Here is a 19,709-nt window from a genome sequence, read left to right on the forward strand (position 1 = left end):
TCGCCGCCACTTTCATGATCGACGGGGTTCAGCGGGGGTTGTTCGCGCACCCGGGCCACGACCTGTCGTCACAGGGGGCCCAGCACGTCGGCCGGGTCGGCGTCCAGCGCCAGCGTCTCCAGCACGGTGAGCAGTCGCCGCTCCTCGTACCGGAAGTGCGACTCCATGATCGCGGCCACTCCCTCCAGGTGCCGGCCCAGCTCCTCCGGCGGGGCGTCCCGGGTCACCGCGGCGCTCAGGCCGGCGAGCAGGTGCCCGATCATCGAGTGGTCCTGCCGCAACTGCTGCAGGGTTTCCCGCAGCTCGGGGTGGTGCCGCGCGATCGCCGGGAACAGCTCCCGGTCCTCGCCCTCGTGGTGCGCGGTCAGCGCGGCACAGAACCCGTGACAGAACAGCAGCAGATCACGCGTCGCCGGTTCCGCCGGCGTGCCGTCGGCCAACGCCTGCCGCGTCACCCGCAGCGCCTCGCGCAGCCGCTCGTGGACGGCGCGCATCTCCTGACTCCAGGCCACCAGCCTGGTCTGCTCACCCTCACCCACGGGGAGAGGGCGAAGGGACGGCGATCATCATCGTCGTGCTCCCTCCGGTCCGGCGCCTCCATGCCTGACACGGCCTGCCACCGACACGCGACGCTGCGCCGAGTCTAGGGCACGACGCGGGCGGCCCGGCCCCCGGCTCGACCGCCGGGGACCGGGCGCGGATCCGTCGTCAGCGACCCTCGTCCGCCCGGGCCGTCGCCGCCGCGGAGGCGCCCCGGGTGGTCACCAGGCTCCATCCGATGGAGACGGCGAGGGTGACCACGATGACGCCGAGGGTCAGCGGGATGGGCAGCTTGCCGACCGGGGTCTCGGAGAGGATCAGCTTCACCCCGGCGAAGGCGAGCAGGAACGCCAGTCCGTAGTGCAGGTGCACGAAACGACGCAGCAGGCCGGCGAGGCAGAAGTAGAGGCTGCGCAGACCGAGCACGGCGAACGCGTTGGCGGTCCAGACGATGAACGTGCTGGTGGTGATCGCCAGGATGGCGGCGACCGAGTCGATCGCGAAGATCAGGTCGGTGGCCTCGACGGCGACGAGCACCACGAACAGCAGCGTCGCGACGCGCCTGCCGTCGAGGCGGGTGAAGAACCTGTCGCCGTGGTAGCGGGCGTCGGTGGGGATGACCCGGCGCACGACGCGGACGACGAGGTTGCGCTCGGGACGCATCTCGGCGTCGTGCCGGAAGGCCATCTTCCAGCCGGTCCAGACGAGGAAGAGGCCGAACACGTAGGCGGTCCAGAAGAACGTCTCGAGCAGCCCGGCGCCGACGAAGATGAACACCAGCCGGAACAGCAGCGCGCCGATGACGCCCCAGAACAGCACCTTGTGCTGGTACGCGGCCGGGACCGCGAAGTAGGTGAAGACCAGCGCGAAGACGAAGACGTTGTCCACCGACAGCGCCTTCTCGATCAGGTAGCCGGCGTAGTAGGCGCCGGCGGCCTCGTCGCCCTGCCACAGCCACAACACGACACCGAACGCCAGGCCGGCGGCGATCCAGACCGCCGACCACACGGCCGCCTCACGGAAGCCGATGACGTGGTTGTCGCGGTGCAGGAACAGGTCGACCGCCAGCATCACGGCGATCGCCGCGGTCAGGGCCAACCAGGCCCACAGGGGTACGGACACGCGCGGCGCTCCCTCCGACCGGGCCGGCTGGTCGCCGGCGAACGGGTCGAAGGTCTCCCCGGACCGCCGCGCGGGCGGCCCGCGCGGCCGGGACCCGTGGTGGGTCCGTCCTGACGACCGCGCGTCCGGTGGCGGGTACTCCCCCTCGAACTACGCTCCATTATTCACGAAGCGCAGTTCGTGTGTCAATCTCCGTCAGTAGCGGTCCCGGGTGCCGAGCAGGGCGTGGTGGACGGCCCGGCGCCACGGCGCCAGCTCCCGGTCCAGCTCGGCCCAACGGCCCTCTACCACTAAGGGAGGCGGTGAACCTCCGGCGCCGGGTGCAGCCGGCCGTCGCGCATCTCGACCGTCCGGTCCGCGGCGGCGAGGTGATCCCGGTCGTGGGTGACCAGGACGGTGGCCGTGCCCCGCTCGCGGGTGAGCCGGGCGATCAGGTCGACGACGGCGGCGCCCCGCTCGTGGTCGAGCGCGCTGGTCGGCTCGTCGACCAGCAGCAGCACCGGGTCGTTCACCAGCGCGCGGGCGATGTTCACCCGTTGGCGCTGACCGCCGGAGAGCTGGTGCGGCCGCCGTCCCGCCTGCGCGCCGAGACCGACCGCGTCGAGCAGGTCGTCCGCCCGCCGCCGGACCCGGGCCGGTGACCGTCCGTTCAACGTGGCCATCACCTGGAGCTGCTCGGCGGCGGTGAGCGAGGGCAGCAGATTGGGTTGCTGGAAGACGATGCCGATCGCGCGTCGGCGCAGAGTGGCGAGCGCGCCCCGGGTCAGGCCGGTGGTGACGACGCCGTCGACGGCGACGCCCCCGGTGTCCGGGGTGACGAGCGTGGCGGCGACCGCCAGCAGGCTCGACTTGCCGGAGCCGGAGGGGCCGACCACGGCGGTGAGGCTTCCCCTCGGCACCGACAGGGTGACGTGGTCGAGGGCGGTGAGCCGGCTGTCCCCGTCCGGATAGGTGAGGGTGACATCGGTCAGGTCGAGGCTCATCGGGCGCTCCCCAGGGCGGTCAGCGGGTCGACGGAGGTGATGCGGCGCACCGACAGGGCGGCCCCGAGCGTGCCGAGCAGCACCATCACCGCCGCCGGGAGCGCGACGGTGGCCGGGGTCAGCACGAACGGCACGTCCGAGCCGGAGAGGGCGGCGCCGAGCCCGGCGGCGACGGCGGTGCCCACGACGGTCCCGCCGACCAGCAGGATCCCGGCCTGGCCGAGCGCGTCGACCAGCAGCGCGGTGGTGGAGGCGCCGAGCGCCTTGAGGATCGCGACGTCGCCGCTGCGCTGGATCGTCCAGACCGTGAAGAAGGCGCCGACGACCAGCGCGGAGATGGCGAACAGGAAGCCACGCATGAGTTGCAGCGACCCGTTCTCCGAGCGGTAGGAGCCGATCGCGGTCACCGACTCGTCGGTGCCGACGGTCCGGGTGCCGGCGGCCCGGTCGGCGGCGGCCACGTCCACGTCGGGACCGGTCCGCAACGCGATCACGGTGGCGGTGTCCGCGCCGGCGGCCACGGTGCGCCGCCACGAGTCCAGGCTGGTCCAGACCACCGGGGTGTGACTGAAGGAGGCGTCGCCGCGTACCCCCGCCACCGTCAGCTCCCGTCCGGCCAGGGTGAGGCGGTCACCGGTGCGCAGGCCCAGGTCGGCGGCGGCAGTGGTGGTGAGCACCGCCGTACCGTCGTCGAGGTCGACGCCGGGCGGGCCGAGGCGGGAGCCGGGCCGGACGCCGAAGACGGAGACGGCGGCGCCCCGGCCGCCGGCGGTCACCCGGGTGGTGCTGATGCCGAGCGGCTCGGCGGCGGTCACGCCGGGCGTGGCGGCCCACTGGCGCCACTGCCGTTCGGTGACGGTCGAGTCCCCGTACGACGCCTGCCCGGCGCCGAAGGCGATCCGGTCGGCGGGCAGGCCGGTGATCGCGGACGTGTTCTGCCGGTCCAACCCGGCGGTCAGCCCGGACAGCAGGCCGACCAGCAGCGTGATCAGCACGATGACGGTGCCCATCAGGGCGAAGCGCCCCTTGGCGAATCTCAGGTCTCTCCAGGCGACGAACACGGCGGCGGCGGTCCCTTCCGGCGACGGATGCGGTCGCCCTCCACGGTCGCCGTCGGCCGGGCGGCCGGCATCCGGCGACGGACGGCAGCTTCGGGGCGGAACGGCGGGGTACCGGTTACGACTTTCGACAGAGGCCCGCCGACCTGCGGTTCCTCTACGCTGAGAGGGCTGTGACCACCGCCGTTCCCACCCTGACGCCGACCGCCCGCGTGCTGGCCTGGTGCCTGCACCTGCTCGTGGCGGGCCTGTTCGCCCTGGCCGGGCTCCGGGCCGTCGCCACCGGCCGCCCGCACCCGGCGGCCGTGGTCGCGGTCGCGGGAGCGGGCCTGCTGGCGTACGCGGGTGGGGCGCTCCTGCCCGGTGTCCGCCGCTCGCGGCGGGTTGCCGGCTGGTGGCTGGCGGCGGTGACCGCGCTCTGGCTGGTGTTGACCGTGCTGACCGCCGACGGGCTGTGGGTCGCCTTCCCGCTGTACGTCCTCCAGCTGCACCTGCTCCCCCGCCGCGCCGGTGCGGTGGCGGTCGGCGTGACCGCCCTGGCGGCGATCGTCGCGTTCGCCGCCCACCGGGGGGCGGTCACCGTGCCGGGCGTGGTCGGGCCGGCCCTCGGCGCCGCCGTCGCGGTGGCCGTGGTTCGGGGCTACCAGGCGCTCTACCGGGAGAGCGAACGCCGTCGGCGGCTGATCGAGGAGCTGACCGCCACCCGCGCCGACCTGGCGCGGGCGCAGCACGAGGCCGGGGTGGCGGCCGAACGGGAACGGCTCGCCCGGGAGATCCACGACACGCTCGCCCAGGGCCTGACCAGCATCCAGCTGCTGCTGAGCGCCGCCGAGCGGGTGCTGCCCGACCGGCCGGACGCGGCCGCCCGCCACGTCGGGCAGGCCCGCCGGGCCGCCGTCGACAACCTGGCCGAGGCCCGCCGCTTCGTCGCCGCGCTCGCCCCGCCCGCGCTGGACGACACCACGCTGGCCGGCGCGCTGGAGCGCCTGTGCGCCACCACCGGCGCCCGGCACCCGCTCGCCGCGCGCCTGCGGGTGACCGGGGTGCCCGCTCCGCTGCCGACCGCGTACGAGGTGACGCTGCTGCGCATCGCCCAGGCCGGTCTGGCCAACACCGTCCGGCACGCCGGCGCGACCACCGCCGAGGTGACGCTCGGCTACCACGCCGACCGGGTCACCGTCGACGTGGTCGACGACGGTGTCGGCTTCGACCCCGACCGGCTGCCCGTTGCCGATCCGGAGGCCGGTGGCTTCGGCCTGGCGTCCATGCGCGCCCGGGTGGGCGCGCTCGGCGGCGACCTGACCGTCGCCTCCGCGCCCGGCCGGGGCACCACGCTGTCCGCCCGGCTCCCCCGCACGCCGCCCGGGAATCGGCCGTGACCGGAGACCCGATCCGGCTGCTGCTGGCCGACGACCATCCCGTCGTCCGGGCCGGGCTGCGCGCCGTGCTGGAGACCGAGCCGGGCCTGGTCGTGGTGGCCGAGGCCGCCACCGCCGAGGACGCGGTGGCACGCGCCGCCGGAGGCGACGTCGACGTGGTCCTGATGGACCTGCGCTTCGGCGCCGGCATGAGCGGGGTGGAGGCCACCGCCGCCATCACCGCCCGGCCGGACGGGCCCCGGGTGCTGGTGGTGACCACCTACGACACGGACGCCGACACCCTGCCCGCGATCGAGGCCGGCGCCGCCGGCTACCTGCTCAAGGACGCCGCGCCGGAGGAGCTGGCCGCCGCCGTGCGGACCGCCGCCGCCGGCCGGACCGCGCTCGCGCCGGCCGTCGCGGACCGCCTGGTGAACCGGCTCCGCACCCCCGACACCGCGTTGACCCGGCGGGAGACCGAGGTCCTCGGGCTGGTCGCCGACGGCCTGTCCAACCAGGCGATCGGCCGCCGCCTGCACCTCACCGAGGGCACGGTCAAGTCGCACCTGTCGCGCATCTACACCAAGTTGCGGGTGCAGTCGCGGACGGCTGCCGTCGCCGCCGCGGTCGACCTGGGCGTCATCCGCCGCTGACCGCGTTCGCCCTCGTCGCCCCGGCGGCGGATGGTACGACTGGTGCGACGGGCCGGGCGTACGGAAGGGACGGGATGCGGGGTGGGATGCCGGGGCAGCTGTTGCGCCCACGCGAGGCCTCCCGCCGGGCGTCGTTCCTGGAACTCTTCTTCGACCTGGCCTTCATCCTCGCGCTGAACCGGGTCTCCCTGGCGCTGGAGCAGGACCTCACCCTGGGCGGGGCGTTCCGGGCCGCGCTGCTGTTGGCGGCCATCTGGTGGGTGTGGTTCGTGACCGCCTGGTCGACGGACTGGTTCGACCCGGGCACGCCCCTGATCATCGGGCTGCTGCTCTGGGTCATGTTCGGCGGGCTGATGATGGCGGCCGCCGCGCCGAGCGCGTACTCCGGGCACGGGCTGGTGTTCGCCGGTGCCTACGTGGCGATCCACCTGGGCCGTCCGGCGTTCCTGCTGCCGGCGCTGCGCGGCAACCCGCTGCGGGTGCGGACGCTGCGGGTCGCGGTCTGGTTCGCGCTCTCCGCGGTACTGTGGCTGACCGGCGCGCTGGTCGAGCCGGCCCAGGTGGCGCTCTGGACCGTGGCGGTGGTCCTGGACCTGTCGCTGGCGCGGCTGCGCTGGCCGACGCCCGGACTCGGCCGCAGCAGTTGGGCGGATCTCCAGGTGATCGGCGAGCACCTGGCGGAGCGCTACCAGCAGATCTACATCATCGCGCTGGGCGAGCTGATCCTGACCGCCGGGATCGTCTACAGCACCACCGGGTTCGACCTCTCCCGCACCGCCGCGTTCGCGCTGGCGTTCGTCAACGCGGTCAGCCTGGGCCGGCTCTACCTGGTGCCCGGCGGCGTACGGCTCGGCGCGGCGATCGACGCGCTGGGCCCGTCCGGCAGCCGGCTCGGCCTGCTCGCCGGCTACCTGCACCTGGTGATGGTGGCCGGGGTGGTGGCCGCCGCGGTCGGCGCCCAGTTGATGATCGCCGAACCGCTGTCCCGGGACCCGGCGGCGCTGATGATGGCGCTCAGCGGCCCGGCGCTGTTCCTGATCGGCTGGATCCTGCTCTCGGCGGCGGTCCACCATCGGGTGTCCTGGCACCGGCCGGTCGGGCTGGCCGCGATCGCGGCGCTGGCCCTCGTCGGTCGGGGCCTGCCACTGCTGGCCGGGTCGGCGATCCTCAGCGTGCTGCTCATCCTGGTCGCGCACGCGGAGAAGTTGACGCCGGCCCGGACCGGCGACACCGGCCGCCGGCCCGGGTGAGCCCGGCTCAGGCGTCGCGCCGGAGCAGCCGGATCAGGGCGGCGCCGACGAGGGCGATCAGCCAGCCGACGAACACGGCCGCGCCGGCCTGCGGGGAGAGCAGGTTCGGGTCGCCGCCGAGGCTCATGAACGCCTGCCCGGCGTTCGACGGCAGGTACGGGGAGATCGTCTCCGACCAGCTCTCCGGCAACAGCGACACCACCCCGGGCACGACCAGCAGGAGCGCGACAACGCTGGTCAGCGCGCCGGCGGTGGTACGCAGCAGCGAGCCCAGCGCCGCGCCGAGCACGCCGATCCCGGCGAGGTACGCGGCCGTGCCCAGCACCGCGCGCAGCACCCCGTCGTCGCCGAGCGCGATGCCCTTGTCCCCCAGGACGGCCTGTCCGCCGAGGAAGGTGAGCAGCACCGTGGGCAGCAGCACGGCGAGCGACACGCCGGCCAGGACGGTGATCTTGGCGGTGAGCACGGGCCAGCGCCGGGGCACCGCGGCCAGGGAGGTGCGGATCATGCCGGTGGCGTACTCCCCGGCGGTCAGCAGCACGCCGAGCGTGGCGATCAGCAGTTGGGCGAGGTTGACGCCGCCGAGGCTGGCGCCGAGCGGGTCGAGTGACGAGGGCCCGCCGGGTGGCGCCGGGGTGCCCGGTTCGATGGTGGCGTCGGCCAGGAACGCCGAGAAGCCGAGCCCGAGGGCGGCGAACACCACGAGGGTGGCGGCCAGAAGAATCAACGAGGAACGCAGCGAGTGGAACTTGATCCACTCCGCGCGGACCACGCGCGGGCCGGTGATCCGGGCGTCGGCCGGGACGGCGGTGGGCACGGTGGTGGTCATCGGGTCTCTCCTGCGGTGGCGCCGGCGTACTCGACGGCGTCGCGGGTCATGGTCATGAAGGCCTCCTCCAGGGACGCCTCGGTGGCGGTCAGCTCGTGCAGGGTGAGCCCCGCCGCCGCGGCCCGGTCGCCGATCACCTCGCGCCGCAGACCGCTGACCTCCAGCAGGCCCGGCTCACCACCGGTGATGGTGACGTCCGGTCCGGCCAGCAGGTCGCGCAGCGCGGCGGCCTGGGGTGAGCGCACCCGCACCGTGGTGCGCGACGCCCGGCGGGTGAACTCGGCGAGGGACACGTCGGCGAGCAGCCGACCCCGGCCGACCACGATCAGGTGGTCGGCGGTCTGCGCCATCTCGCTCATCAGGTGCGAGGAGACGAACACCGTGCGGCCCTCGGCGGCGAGGCCCCGCAGCAGGCCGCGGATCCAGCGGATGCCGTCCGGGTCCAGGCCGTTGACCGGCTCGTCCAGCATCACCACGGCGGGGTCACCGAGCAGCGCGGCGGCGATGCCGAGCCGCTGGCCCATGCCGAGGGAGAACCCACCGGCCCGCCTGCCGGCCACCTCCCGCAGGCCGACCAGGTCGATCACCTCGTCGACCCGGCGGCGGCCGATGCCGTGGGTGGCGCCCAGCGCGAGCAGGTGGTCGCGGGCGGAGCGGCCGGTGTGCACCGCCTTCGCCTCCAGCAGGGCGCCGATCTGGCGCAGCGGGTCCCGGTGCTCGGCGTACCGGCGGCCGTTGACCCGCACGGTGCCCCCGGTCGGCGCGTCGAGGCCGAGGATCATGCGCATGGTGGTGGACTTGCCGGCGCCGTTCGGACCGAGGAATCCGGTCACCACGCCCGGCGCGACGGTGAAGGTCAGGGAGTCGACGGCGAGCCGGTCGCCGTAGCGCTTGCTGAGGTCGCGGGCTTCGATCATGTGCTCAACCCTGGCCCGCGTACCCCGGCCGCCGCGTCGGCCGGGCGCGGACACCCGCGCGTACCGCGGTCGCGGTATCCGGGCGGCCCGGCTACCGCGCCGGCGGGTCGGCCCGGACCAGCCCGCTCTGGTAGGCGATCACCACGAGCTGGGCCCGGTCCCGGGCGTCGAGCTTGGCCATCGCCCGGTTGACGTGGGTCTTCGCGGTCAGCGGGGACACCACCAGCCGCTGGGCGATCTGCTCGTTGCTCAGCCCGGCGGCGACCAGCGCCACCACCTCGCGTTCCCGTTCGGTGAGCACCCGCAGCCGTTCCGGGGTGGCCCGGGGCTCCGGGTCGGGCTGGGCCAGGAACCGGGCGATCAGCCCACGGGTGGCCTTCGGCGACAGCAGCGCCTCCCCGGCGGCGACGGTGCGGATCGCGTCGAGCAGCTCGACCGGCTCCACGCCCTTGCCGAGGAAGCCGCTGGCGCCGGCCCGCAGGGCCTCGAAGACGTACTCGTCGACCTCGAACGTGGTCAGGATGAGCACCCGCACGCCGGCCAGGTCCTCGTCGGCGGTGATCTGCCGGGTGGCGGCCAGGCCGTCGAGGTCGGGCATCCGGATGTCCATCAGCACCACGTCGGCCCGGGTGGCGCGGGCCTGGACGACCGCCTCCCGGCCGGTGGCCGCCTCGCCCACCACGGACAGGTCCGGCGCCGAGTCGATCAGCGCGCGGAAGCCGGCGCGGATGAGCGTCTGGTCGTCGGCGAGCAGGACCCGGACGGTCATGTCACCTCCTGGGGGATCGGGGCGGGCAGCTCCGCGCGGACCACGAAGCCACCCTCCGGACGGGGACCGGCGTGGAACGCGCCGCCGACCGCCTCGGCCCGCTCCCGCATCCCGAGCAGGCCGAGACCGGTTCCGGAGTCACCCGGACCGCCCGGTCCCGGCCCGTCGTCGCGGACCTCCACGGCGACCGCGGTGTCGGTGTAGCGGACCTCGACCGTGACGGTGGCGTCGGGCGCGTGCCGGTGCGCGTTGGTCAGCGACTCCTGGACGATGCGGTAGGCGGCCACGTCCACCGCGCCCGGCAGCGGGCGGGGGCGGCCGGACAGGATCCACCGGACCGGCTGGCCGGCGGCGAAGCCGTCGACGAGGGCGTCGAGCCGACCCAGTCCGGGCGCCGGCTCGGTCGGGGCCTCCGGCTCCCCCCGGCGCAGCAGGCCGAGCAGGACGGCCATCTCGTCCAGCACGGTGCGCGCGGCGGACCGGACGTGCCCGAGCGCCTCCTCGGCCGCGTCCGGCCGGTCGCGCAGCAGGTGTCCGGCCACGCCGGCCTGCACGTTGATCAGCGCGATGTGGTGCGCCACCACGTCGTGCAGCTCCCGGGCGATGCGCAGCCGCTCCTCGGCCACCCGCCGGCGCGCCTCCTCCTCCCGGGTCCGCTCGGCCCGCCGGGCCCGTTCCTCCAGCACGGCCACGTACGCGCGCCGGCTGCGCACCGCGTCGCCGGCGGCCACCGCGACGCCGAACCAGAGCAGCAGGACCACGACCGCCGGATCGAGCCAGCCCACGCCCAGCGCGACGACCGCCGAGCCGCCGAGGAGCAGACCGCTCGCCGCACCGGCCGCCACGGCGGTCCGCCGGTCGGTGCGGGTGGCCACGGTGTAGGCGGCCACCGCCACGGTCAGCACGAACGGCCCCCGCGCCTGCTGGGCGAGCAACGACGTGGCCGCCGCGACGGTCACCACGGCCAGCACCGGCAACGGGAACCGGCGCCGGAGGACGAGCGCGGCGCAGCCGGCCGCCGCGAGCAGCACCGCGCCGGCGGTCAACGGGTCCCGGGGTGGCCCTCCGGGCGGGTTCACCGGAAGCAGGCTGACCGTGAAGAGCACCGCGGCCAGCAGCGCGTCGGCCACGGTCGGATGCTCCCGGGCCACCCGACGCCACCGGGCGAGGCGTCCCATGCCGTCACCGTACGCCACGGGTGACGGCGGGGCGGGGTGGCCGGCGGTCGCCGCCCCGCCCCGACGCGACTGTCGCTCCGTCAGGTCACCGGGCCCGCCGGCCGGTCGGCGCCGAAGTACTCGGGCCGACTCACCCAGGCGTCGCTGACGAACATGACGCCGGGCCGGTGGGCCAGGATGTCCCGCAGACCGGTGACGACCGGCTCGGCCCGCTCCGGCGGCAGGACGGCGATCACCATGACGAGTCCGGCCCGGTCGTTGAAGAGCAGCCGACCCTCGTGGGTGCCGTGGTGGCCGAAGCCGGAGACCCCGCTGAGGCTGGTCCAACCGCTCACGCCGGAGGCGTGCAGCAGCGTCCGCACGGCGTCGACGTCGTCGCCACGCGTGACGACCTCCACCTTGACCATCCGCGTCAGTCCGAGCTCGTTCATGCGCTGTACTCCTTCTCTGGGTCGGGGGCCGGGAGCGGCGTGGTGTGCCGGGATCCGCCCGGCTCACTCCATTCGCCGGTGTGGGGGTCGACGACGGTCAGGGACATCCAGCCGCCGTCGACCAGCTGGCGCAGGCCCGGGTTGCGGCCGAGCACGGTGTCGACGAGGTGGTGCGGGGCGTGGACCACGGCGAGCAGGCGCAGCGGGTCGTGCGCCGGCCGGGTCCCGTCGCCGACGGACTGCAGCGGCAGCCCGACGCGCAGGTCGCCACCGGAGCCGGAGAGGACGCCGAGGGCGTCGCCGAGGACGGTGTGCACGGTCTTGGTGCCGGCGCCGAGGCGGTACGGGTCCACTGTGGAGAAGTAGTACTGGAGGTTGATCCAGGACGCGACCACGAGCGGGCCGGTCATGATCGTCTCCAGCGCGACCGCGTCCGGGTCGGCGGTCCAGTCGTAGGAGTGCAGGAACGTGCGGCAGCCGAGGTCGGTCCCCGCGGTCAGCGAGCGCGGCGCGGCGATGAACGCGGCGTTGCCCGCCAGCGCCCATTCGGGCCGCACCTGGGCCCAGTCCGACGCGCGGCCGGGCACGTGGCGGGGGCCCGGCCGGCCGGGCAGCCGGGTGGCCCGTTCCGCGCGCAGCCCCGCTCCCGCCTGGGCGAGCCGGTGGGTCAGGTCGTCGAGGTGCGGGCGCAGCCGGGCGGGGACGGCGTCGGCGTCGAACAGGCGCACCTCGTCGGTGACCGTGTCGTGCTCGCCGGCCAGGACGTGGGTGTCGGCGGGCAGGTGGATCCCCCGGGCGTCCAGCGCCTCGCGGATCTCGGGCCGGTTGAGCAGCGTGGCGACCAGGCGGGCGCTGACCCCGCCCCGGTTGCCGCCGCAGGCGCCGCAGTCGAGCGCGGCGGCGTAGGGGTTGTTGGTGCTGGTGGCCCCGTGCCCGCAGAGCAGCACCAGCGGGGCGAAGTCGGCCGTCAGCCCGACCGTGCGCAGCGTCGCCTCCGCGTAGTAGACCTGCTCGTCGAGGGTCAGGGCGGCGTCGAGGTCGGCCACCGTCGGCGCGGTGTCGTCGGCGGCCGGGGCGAAGCGGCCCGGTGCGACGGCGCGTACCGCGAGGGCGGCGGTGGCGAGCACGCCGGCGACCTCGACGAAGGCGAACGCGCCGACCGGGTCGGCCTTGGCCGAGGCGAACGCCCGGCGCCACGCCTGCCGGGCCCGCCGGCGGCGCACCCGCGTGGCGTCGGCGGTCTCCGCGACGGTGGCCACCGGCCGCATGAGCACCGGGCAGCGGTCCCGGCCCCGGCCGGCGTCGGTCGCCGCGGTGCGCACGGGCAGGCCGAAGAAGCCGGCGAAGCCGTACGTGTCCACCGGCCCGGCCGCCTCCAGGTGCCGGCGCAGGCCCTCGCTGCGCACGTCGATGCAGAACACCGCCTGGGCGAGCGCGGTGGCGCGGGCGGCGCGGCGCGGGCGCGGGCGTGCCCCGTGGTCCAGCCGGTCCCGCAGCCGACGCCGGTACGCGTGTTCCGCGGCGGCGAGCCACACCTCGGCCTGCCGCGCCGGGGACAGCTCGACCACCACGTCACGCAGCACGGACACCGTCTCCTCGGGCAGCAGCGCCAGGGCCGGCGCGTCGACGCCGAGCGCCGCGACCAGCCGGGCGAGAGCCGCCGGCTCGTCCGCGCCCGGCGCCCCGGCGGTCGGCGCGGTCCCCGGGGTCCCGACGGTCGGCACCGGCCCGGCGACGGCGCCGGTCGGCGTCGTCGCAGCGGTCGGCGTCGTCGCGGCGGTGACCGCGTCGACCGTCGGCGGGAGCCCGAGGCGGCGGTGGGCGACGTCGCCGGCCAGCACCAGCTCGTAGCTGAGCCGCACCGCGAGCAGGTCCAGCGGGGTCAGGTCCGGCCGCTCGCCCGGGTGGGTCTGCGACCAGCGGGCGTAGCCGGCCCAGCCGGGCAGCCGGAGCAGGGACCGGGACAGGTAGGCCGACCAGTTCGCGGGCGCCACCCCGAGGGCACGCAGGAGCGCGGCGACGGCCCGGTCGGGCGCGGCCGGCAGCGCGTCGACGAGCGCCCGCAGGCCGCCGACGCCCGCGGGGCCCGGGTTCCGGTCGGCGCCGGCCATCCGCCGCCAGCGCGTCCAGCAGCTCTCGTCGGCCGCACCGGGCACCGGCCAGCGGGCGGCCGGGCGGCCGCAGTGCGCCGCGCACCAGCCGGCCACCAGCTCGTCGACGTCCGCGCCGATCCGGGTGCCCAGGATCCGGTCGAGCAGTTCGGCGACGGTGAGCGGGTCCGGGTCGTCCGGGACGGCGGGCCGGGGCCCGGCGAGCCGGCGTCGCGCCACGGCGAGCAGGTCGGGCGGTGGTGGCGGTCCGTCGTGCACCGGGTGGGACAGCGTGGCGACCCGGAGGTCCGCGGTCGTGAGCGACCGCCCGGCGAGCGTGACCGGTTCCGAGGTCGCCGGGGGAAGCGCGGCGGTCAGGTCGACCGGCTCGATCTCGCCGTCGCGCAGCCGCCGCCGGTACTCGACGGCCGGCAGGTGGGTCCGCGCGCCGCCGAGCGACCGCAGCTCGGCGACGGCCCGGGCGAACGGCACCCGCTCCCGTCCGGCGAGGGGGTTCACCGCGACGAACGTGTCCAGCGGCCAGACCGCGGCGACGTGGTCGCCGGCGGCGGCGAGCGCGGCGACGACACGGGCGGCGTCCGAGCGGTCGGACACGTCGCGGCGGCGCACCGCGGTCACGGCCCAGGCGGCCGGCTCCCCCGTCGCCGGGCCGGCGGACCGGCGCCACCACGCGCCGACGGCGCCGTCACGCCAGGCCCACCACCACAGCGCGGCGCGGTGCCGGCGCAGCAGGACCGTCCCGGCGACGGCCGCCACGGCCAGCGTGGCCGCCGCGACGCCCACCCCTGCGTCCGTCACCGAGGTCGGCAGACCCAGCCACCGGGCGACGGCCCGCCCGGCGACCAGGTAGCCGCCGGCCAGCGCGCCCGTCGCGAGGGTGATCGCGACGGCGGTCCGCGCCGGCACCTCGCGGTCGGCGAGCGCCGACCGCACCGCGGCCAGCGCGGCGGCGCCGGCCAGGGCGGTGCTGAGCAGGCCGCTCGGGCTGGCGCCGAGTGCCAGCTCGGTGAGCGCCACGGCGGCGAGCACCGCCGCGCCGGCCAGGACCACGGTCCGGGTCCGGGGCGGGCCGACCGGTCGAGGCGCGGCCGCGGCCCGCGCCTGGGCCTGGAGCGCGCCGCCGGCGGACAGGAACGCGTACGCCTTGTAGACGGCGTGCCCGACCAGGTGCACGGCGGCCAGGCCGAACGCGCCGAGACCGCACTGGGCGAGCATGAACCCCATCTGCGCGACGGTGGACCGGGCGAGGGTGCCCTTGACGTCGGTGCGCACCGCGGCGAACACCGTCCCGGACACCGCGGTGACGAGCCCGACCAGCACCATCGCCGGCATCAGGCCGGGCGCGGCGACCATCACGGGCGCCAGCGTGATCATCAGGAAGCCGGCGACGTTGACCATGCCCGCGTGCAGGAAGGCGGAGACCGGGGTCGGTGCGTCCAGCGTGGACGGCAGCCAGCGGTGCGCCGGCACCTGGGCCGAGCGCACCGCGCCTGCCACCAGCAGCAGCCCGCCGGCGACGGCCAGGAGCCAACCGGGCCGGTCGCCGGCGGCCGCCCGGACCGCGTCGAGGTCCGCGTCGCCGGCCGGGACGGCCAGCAGCCCCAGCCCGGCGACCAGGGCCACGTCACCGAGCAGGAACACCCGCCGGGTACGGCGCACCGCCGCCCGCACCCGGGGCTGCTCCCGGTAGTGGCCGATGAGCCCGATCAGCAGGTGCCCGGCCGCGATCCAGCCGACGGCCAACTGCACGAGGCTCGGCGCGGTGGCCATCACCAGGGTCGCCGCCGTGGCGGCCGCGACCCGGGCCTGCAACGCGCGGGCGCCCGGCTCGCCGTCGAGATAGCGGCGCGCGTAGCCGGCGACGACGGCGGCCAGCCCGCAGACCAGCAGCGCGAACAGCGCGGTGAACCGGTCGATCCGGATCCCGACGGAGAACGCCGGCCCGGGTGGGTCGAGCCGGAGCAGGAGCGCCGGAACCACCGGGTCGTACGCGACCCGGGTCACCAGCGCGGCTGCTGCGGCGGCGGTGAGAGCGAGCAGCGCCCCCACCACCCGGGCGGCTCGACGGGGGTCGGGTACCGCCAGCGCGTACAGCGCCGCCGATGCGGGCCCGGCGAGGACTCCCAGAACCAGTGCGACGGACATCGCCACCTCCCTCAGACATCCGCACTGTATTACACGATTTAGAATTCGTGTATCGTGAGACGCACGACAGCGGCTCGGCACGAGGAGGAGCGATGGACGCGACCGGATCTCCGCGCCAGGGGTGGCAGACCAGCCCGAGCTTCGCCCTCGCCCGGCTGCGCGCCGGGCACCACCGCTTCCGGGTGGGCGGCGCGCCCGTCCCACCGGGCGACGCGGACCCGGTGGCCGCGATCCTCTCGTGCGCCGACCCGCAACCCGAGGCCGTCACCGTGTTCGGCGGCGCCGACGTCTACGCCGTCCGCACCGCCGGCCTGGAGGTCGGCCCGGCCGCGCTGGGCAGCCTGGAGTACGCGGTCACGCACCTCGGCGCGCCGCTGCTGGTCGTGCTGGGCCACGCCACCTGCTCCCTGCCGCGGGGCAGCGGACCGGACCGGGTGCGCGCCACCCTCGCCGCGCTGCGCCGCCGCTCACCGCTGCTCGACCAGGCCGTCCGATCCGGCCGCTGCGGCCTCCACGGCATGGTCTGGCACGACGCGGACCGGCTCCTCAACGAGGTACGACCGCTCCTGTCACCGCCGGCCCGGCGGGCCTGCCGCCTACGCCCGCCGAACCGCGCGTCGACGCGGTTGCCGTGAGCCCGGCGGCGCCGTCAGGGGTTGCACGCCGGGCACGATCCGGGGTCGGCGGCGCCCGCCACCGGGCGAGACGAGCGGTACGGACACCGGCCGCAGCCCGAGATGAGCGACGCGTCCTGCGGGGTCGGTGTGCCGCAGTCGCGACAGGGCAGCCCCGGCTCGGCGCCGACCGGGCCGAAACCGGGCGCCGCGCAGGCGGGACAGGGTGTGGCGAGACGCCGGACCAGTCGCCGCCCGGCCGCGGCGATGACCCGCATCCGGGTCGGGTTGACGTGGGCCCGCAGGTCCGCGCCGAGCACGGCGGTGCCGTCGTCGGAGTCGACGGCGGCCCGCCGGGCGGCCGCGAGCACGTCGGCGAGCCGACGGAGTCCCTTGACCGGCCGACCGGGCCCGCTCGCGGGCCGGACGACGACCGCGTGGTGCGGAAACCCGACCCGGCGCAGGAACGCGAGCACGGCGGCCAGGTCCCGGCCGTCGGTGACGACGTGACAGTGGTTGGTCTCGACGCTCAGGGCGCTCTCCACCACCGTCAGGCCCGACCGGTCGTCGACCAGCGCCACGTACTCCACGTCGGCGGGCGTCCAGGGGGCCGCCGGATGCGGGCCGAACGCCCCTTCGCTGGCCAGCCCCACCGGGGATCCGGTGGCGGCCATCCCGAGCCGGGCCTTGCGCACCACGGTCTCCCGCGCCGACCCGACCCGCCGCACCTCACCGGTGAACGTGCCGAGCGCGTCGGTGTCCACCGACGCCACGCGCACGCTCATCCCGAGCCGACGACGCAGCAGCGGACGCAACGCCCACTGCTTGCCGTGCATGGTCGCCAGGCAGGCCACCACGCCCCGGAACGGTGACGCCTCCACGCCACCGATCCTACCCAATACAGGAAGGGTGATTCAGGAATTTGACTACGTTCCGGCGCGGTCACCCGATCCGACCGCGTCGATCAGGCCGGCCAGCAGCGCCACCCGGGGCACCACCGAGTCGAGGTCGAGCCACTCCCCCGGGCTGTGGTCGGCGCCGCCGATCGGGCCGAGCCCGTCGAGCACGGCGGCACCGGCCTCGGCCAGCAGGTTCGCGTCCGCGCAGCCGCCGGTCGCGGTGTGCGAGACCGGTACGCCGAGCCCCGCGCCCACCTTCGCCGCCAGCTCGGCCAACCGGCGCCCGGCCGGCCCCGGCTCCCACGGCGGGGTGGGTGCGTGCACGGTCAGGTCGGCGTGCACGCCGGACACCACCGGCTCGGCGACCAGCCGACGGATCTCGGCCAGCGCCGCCTCGTACTCGCCGGTGCGCCAGGCGCGCAGGTCGACCAGCATCCGGGCCCGGTCGGCGACCACGTTGGGCCGGCCGCCCGCCTCCAGCGCGCCCACGTTCACCGTCACCCCGGGCCAACGGCCGTTGAGCTGGTCCAACGCGATGGTCAGCCGGGCGGCGGCGAGCAACGCGTTGGCGCCCCGCTCCGGCTCGATGCCGGCGTGCGCGGCCCGCCCGCGCAGCGTCACGGCGAGGTCGGCGACGCCCTTGCGGGCCGACACCAGGTCGCCGTTGTCGCGGGCACACTCCAGGCAGAGCGCCACGTCGGCCTCCGACCCGAGGGTACGCAGCAGCGGCCGGCTGCCGACCGAGCCGATCTCCTCGTCCGGCGTGCAGACCAGCACCAGCTCGCCGTACCGGTGCCGGTCCAGTGCGGCGAGCACCTCGACGGCGGCCAGCCCGGCGAGCACGCCGCCCTTGTCGTCGCTGACCCCCGGGCCGTACGCCCGGCCGTCCTGCACCCGGAACGGGCGGGCGGCGGCCGTGCCGGGCGGGAAGACGGTGTCCAGGTGGCCGGCGAGCAGGATCCGCCGGGTCCCCGCGCCGCGGCGGCGGGCGATCAGCACGTCCCCGAGCGCCTGGCCGGCCGCGTCGGCGACCGGCACCCGCTCGACGGCCAGCCCGGCGCCGAGGCACCAGCCCTGCACCAGGTCACCGACCTCCCGCAGACCGTCGACCTGGCCGGAGCCGGAGTCGACGGCGACCAGCCGGGCGAGCCGGTCGTGGTACGCGGACAGCCGGTCGCCGGCCGCGCCGAGCAGCGGGTCCATCAGAGCACCTTGTCGAGGAAGGCGCGGGTGCGCTCGTGCCGGGGGCGGCCGAGCACCTCGTCCGGTGGGCCGACCTCGACCACCACGCCGTCGTCGAGGAACGCGACCTGGTCGGCCACCTCGCGGGCGAAGCCCATCTCGTGGGTCACCACCACCATGGTCATGCCGTCGGCGGCGAGGCCCTTCATCACGTCCAGCACCTCCCCGACCAGCTCCGGGTCGAGCGCCGAGGTGGGCTCGTCGAAGAGCATCAGCTTCGGGCGCATGGCCAGCGCCCGGGCGATCGCCACCCGCTGCTGCTGCCCGCCGGAGAGCTGGCCCGGGTAGTGGTGCGCGCGGTCGGCCAGGCCGACGCGGTCGAGCAGCCGCAGCGCCTCCTCCCGGGCCCGCCCGCGCGGGGTGCGCAGCACCCGCACCGGCGCCTCGGTCACGTTGCCGAGCGCGGTGAGGTGCGGGAAGAGGTTGAACCGCTGGAAGACCATGCCGATGTCGCGGCGACGCACGGCCACCTCGCGGGCCTTCAGCTCGTACAGCCGGTCGCCGTGGCGGCGGTAGCCGACCAGTTCGCCGTCGACCGAGAGCTGGCCGCCGTCGATGCGCTCGAGGTGGTTGACGCAGCGCAGGAACGTGGACTTGCCGGAGCCGGACGGGCCGAGCAGGCAGGCCACCTCGCCGGGGGCCACGGTCAGGTCGATGCCCCTGAGCACCTCGACCGGGCCGAACCGCTTGGTGACACCCTCGGCACGGACCATCGCCGTCATCGCACGCCTCCCCGGGCGAAGCCGCGGCCGAACCGGCGCTCCACCAGCCACTGGCCGGCGGAGAGGAGGCTGACCAGGGCGAGGTACCAGATCGCCGCCACCACGAGCAGCGGGATCACCTTGTAGTTGTTCTGGTAGACGCTCTGCACGGCGGTCATCAGGTCCCGCCCGGCGATGATCGACACCAGCGCGGTGGACTTGAGCATGGTGATGGTCTCGTTGCCCATCGGCGGGATGATCACGCGCATGGCCTGGGGCAGCACCACCCGGCGCAGGGTGAGCGTGGGGCCCATGCCGAGGGCGGCGGCGGCCTCGGTCTGGCCGCCGTCGACGGCCAGGATGCCGCCGCGGATCACCTCGGCGGCGTACGCCATCTCGTTGAGCGACAGCGCGAGCACGGCGGCGACGGTGCCGGTGACCACCACGCTGGTGGGCCGGTCGAACAGGACGGTGTCGGTGAACGGCACGGTCACTGTGAGCCGGGGGAAGAGCGCGCCGAGGAAGCCGAAGAAGATGATCTGCACCAGCAGCGGGGTGCCGCGGAAGACCCAGATGAACGTCCAGGACACGCCGCGCAGCACCGGGTTGTCCGACAGCCGCAGCACGGCCAGCAGGATGCCGCCGGCGGTGCCGAGGACCATGGCGAGCACTGTGAGCCAGAGCGTGGTGAGCACGCCGTCGAGCACGTAGTCCTGGAACAGGTAGTGGGCGACCGTGCCGGGTTCGAGGTTGGGGCTGCTCAGCAGCGCCCGCAGGAACAGGGCGGCCAAGCCGGCCACGACCAGCGCGGTCAGCCAGCGGCCGTAGTGGCGGACGGAGACGACCCGTACCGCCGGGGTGTCGGGGGTGGTCATCGCGGGGGTGCCTCCGGCAGGGGGTGCGGCGGTC

General features: G+C 75.8%; 18 protein-coding genes. 4 read left to right on the forward strand and 14 right to left on the reverse strand.

Features of this window, described 5'->3' with window-relative positions; genetic code table 11:
• Positions 1–68 precede the first annotated feature (68 nt).
• The 4 genes from ACN27B_RS28185 to ACN27B_RS28200 all read right to left on the reverse strand — a co-directional run bounded on the left by ACN27B_RS28185 (position 69) and on the right by ACN27B_RS28200 (position 3,655).
• On the reverse strand, positions 69–539 hold the full coding sequence (locus ACN27B_RS28185; protein ID WP_099160502.1) for a hemerythrin domain-containing protein: 471 nt from the start codon (positions 537–539) through the stop codon (positions 69–71).
• Between the two features lie 169 nt (positions 540–708).
• Positions 709–1,662, reverse strand: coding sequence for a TerC family protein (locus ACN27B_RS28190; RefSeq protein ID WP_256386026.1), 954 nt, complete (start codon positions 1,660–1,662; stop codon positions 709–711).
• A gap of 290 nt (positions 1,663–1,952) precedes the next feature.
• Positions 1,953–2,645 carry an ABC transporter ATP-binding protein gene (locus ACN27B_RS28195; protein WP_099160500.1) on the reverse strand — a complete coding sequence of 231 codons (693 nt, stop codon included), beginning with the start codon at positions 2,643–2,645 and terminating at the stop codon, positions 1,953–1,955.
• The gene (locus tag ACN27B_RS28200) at positions 2,642–3,655 is read right to left on the reverse strand and encodes an ABC transporter permease (protein WP_422742185.1); all 1,014 of its coding nucleotides are present in this window, start codon (positions 3,653–3,655) and stop codon (positions 2,642–2,644) included. Before ACN27B_RS28200 ends, ACN27B_RS28195 begins: the two co-directional genes overlap by 4 nt.
• Before the next feature lie 221 nt (positions 3,656–3,876).
• On the opposite strand from ACN27B_RS28200, the gene ACN27B_RS28205 reads away from it, so the two are divergent.
• The 3 genes from ACN27B_RS28205 (at position 3,877) to ACN27B_RS28215 (ending at position 6,964) form a co-directional block, all read left to right on the forward strand.
• A complete protein-coding gene (locus ACN27B_RS28205) occupies positions 3,877–5,082 on the forward strand; it encodes a sensor histidine kinase (RefSeq protein WP_422742187.1) in 1,206 nt (401 codons plus the stop codon).
• Entirely contained in the window at positions 5,079–5,714 is a 636-nt protein-coding gene (locus ACN27B_RS28210) for a response regulator (RefSeq protein ID WP_099160494.1), read from the forward strand. Before ACN27B_RS28205 ends, ACN27B_RS28210 begins: the two co-directional genes overlap by 4 nt.
• Positions 5,715–5,800: 86 nt before the next feature.
• Positions 5,801–6,964, forward strand: a complete 1,164-nt coding sequence (locus ACN27B_RS28215; protein WP_422742190.1) for a low temperature requirement protein A — start codon at positions 5,801–5,803, stop codon at positions 6,962–6,964.
• Positions 6,965–6,971: 7 nt separating this feature from the next.
• Here the strand turns inward: ACN27B_RS28215 and ACN27B_RS28220 are convergent, their stop codons facing one another.
• The 6 genes from ACN27B_RS28220 to ACN27B_RS28245 all read right to left on the reverse strand — a co-directional run bounded on the left by ACN27B_RS28220 (position 6,972) and on the right by ACN27B_RS28245 (position 15,344).
• Positions 6,972–7,793 carry an ABC transporter permease subunit gene (locus ACN27B_RS28220; RefSeq protein WP_422742192.1) on the reverse strand — a complete coding sequence of 274 codons (822 nt, stop codon included), beginning with the start codon at positions 7,791–7,793 and terminating at the stop codon, positions 6,972–6,974.
• On the reverse strand, positions 7,790–8,710 hold the full coding sequence (locus ACN27B_RS28225; protein ID WP_422742195.1) for an ATP-binding cassette domain-containing protein: 921 nt from the start codon (positions 8,708–8,710) through the stop codon (positions 7,790–7,792). The genes ACN27B_RS28220 and ACN27B_RS28225 overlap by 4 nt, the downstream gene beginning before the upstream one ends.
• A gap of 91 nt (positions 8,711–8,801) precedes the next feature.
• The gene (locus ACN27B_RS28230; protein ID WP_091573888.1) at positions 8,802–9,479 is read right to left on the reverse strand and encodes a response regulator; all 678 of its coding nucleotides are present in this window, start codon (positions 9,477–9,479) and stop codon (positions 8,802–8,804) included.
• Positions 9,476–10,657: a sensor histidine kinase gene (locus ACN27B_RS28235; RefSeq protein ID WP_099164520.1), complete on the reverse strand. Its 1,182-nt coding sequence runs from the start codon at positions 10,655–10,657 to the stop codon at positions 9,476–9,478. Before ACN27B_RS28235 ends, ACN27B_RS28230 begins: the two co-directional genes overlap by 4 nt.
• Before the next feature lie 80 nt (positions 10,658–10,737).
• Positions 10,738–11,088: a DUF190 domain-containing protein gene (locus tag ACN27B_RS28240; RefSeq protein ID WP_422742198.1), complete on the reverse strand. Its 351-nt coding sequence runs from the start codon at positions 11,086–11,088 to the stop codon at positions 10,738–10,740.
• Positions 11,085–15,344 carry a putative inorganic carbon transporter subunit DabA gene (locus ACN27B_RS28245; protein WP_422742200.1) on the reverse strand — a complete coding sequence of 1,420 codons (4,260 nt, stop codon included), beginning with the start codon at positions 15,342–15,344 and terminating at the stop codon, positions 11,085–11,087. Before ACN27B_RS28245 ends, ACN27B_RS28240 begins: the two co-directional genes overlap by 4 nt.
• Before the next feature lie 92 nt (positions 15,345–15,436).
• Between ACN27B_RS28245 and ACN27B_RS28250 the strand changes: the two genes are divergently transcribed.
• Positions 15,437–15,979, forward strand: a complete 543-nt coding sequence (locus ACN27B_RS28250) for a carbonic anhydrase (protein WP_422742202.1) — start codon at positions 15,437–15,439, stop codon at positions 15,977–15,979.
• 14 nt (positions 15,980–15,993) lie between these two features.
• Here ACN27B_RS28250 and ACN27B_RS28255 read toward each other — a convergent pair whose 3' ends face one another.
• The 4 genes from ACN27B_RS28255 to ACN27B_RS28270 are packed head-to-tail and all read right to left on the reverse strand — an operon-like array spanning position 15,994 to position 19,675.
• Positions 15,994–16,839 (reverse strand): DUF6671 family protein, encoded by an 846-nt coding sequence (locus tag ACN27B_RS28255; protein ID WP_422742204.1) that lies wholly within the window; start codon positions 16,837–16,839, stop codon positions 15,994–15,996.
• Positions 16,840–16,884: 45 nt separating this feature from the next.
• Positions 16,885–18,060: a M20/M25/M40 family metallo-hydrolase gene (locus tag ACN27B_RS28260; protein WP_099160481.1), complete on the reverse strand. Its 1,176-nt coding sequence runs from the start codon at positions 18,058–18,060 to the stop codon at positions 16,885–16,887.
• Entirely contained in the window at positions 18,060–18,821 is a 762-nt protein-coding gene (locus ACN27B_RS28265; protein ID WP_305777690.1) for an amino acid ABC transporter ATP-binding protein, read from the reverse strand. Before ACN27B_RS28265 ends, ACN27B_RS28260 begins: the two co-directional genes overlap by 1 nt.
• Positions 18,818–19,675, reverse strand: a complete 858-nt coding sequence (locus tag ACN27B_RS28270) for an amino acid ABC transporter permease (protein ID WP_422742207.1) — start codon at positions 19,673–19,675, stop codon at positions 18,818–18,820. The genes ACN27B_RS28265 and ACN27B_RS28270 overlap by 4 nt, the downstream gene beginning before the upstream one ends.
• Positions 19,676–19,709 lie beyond the last annotated feature (34 nt).

The sequence above is a fragment of the Micromonospora sp. WMMD754 genome, assembly GCF_049315235.1.
In the GTDB taxonomy this organism is placed as follows: Bacteria; Actinomycetota; Actinomycetes; order Mycobacteriales; family Micromonosporaceae; genus Micromonospora; species Micromonospora sediminicola.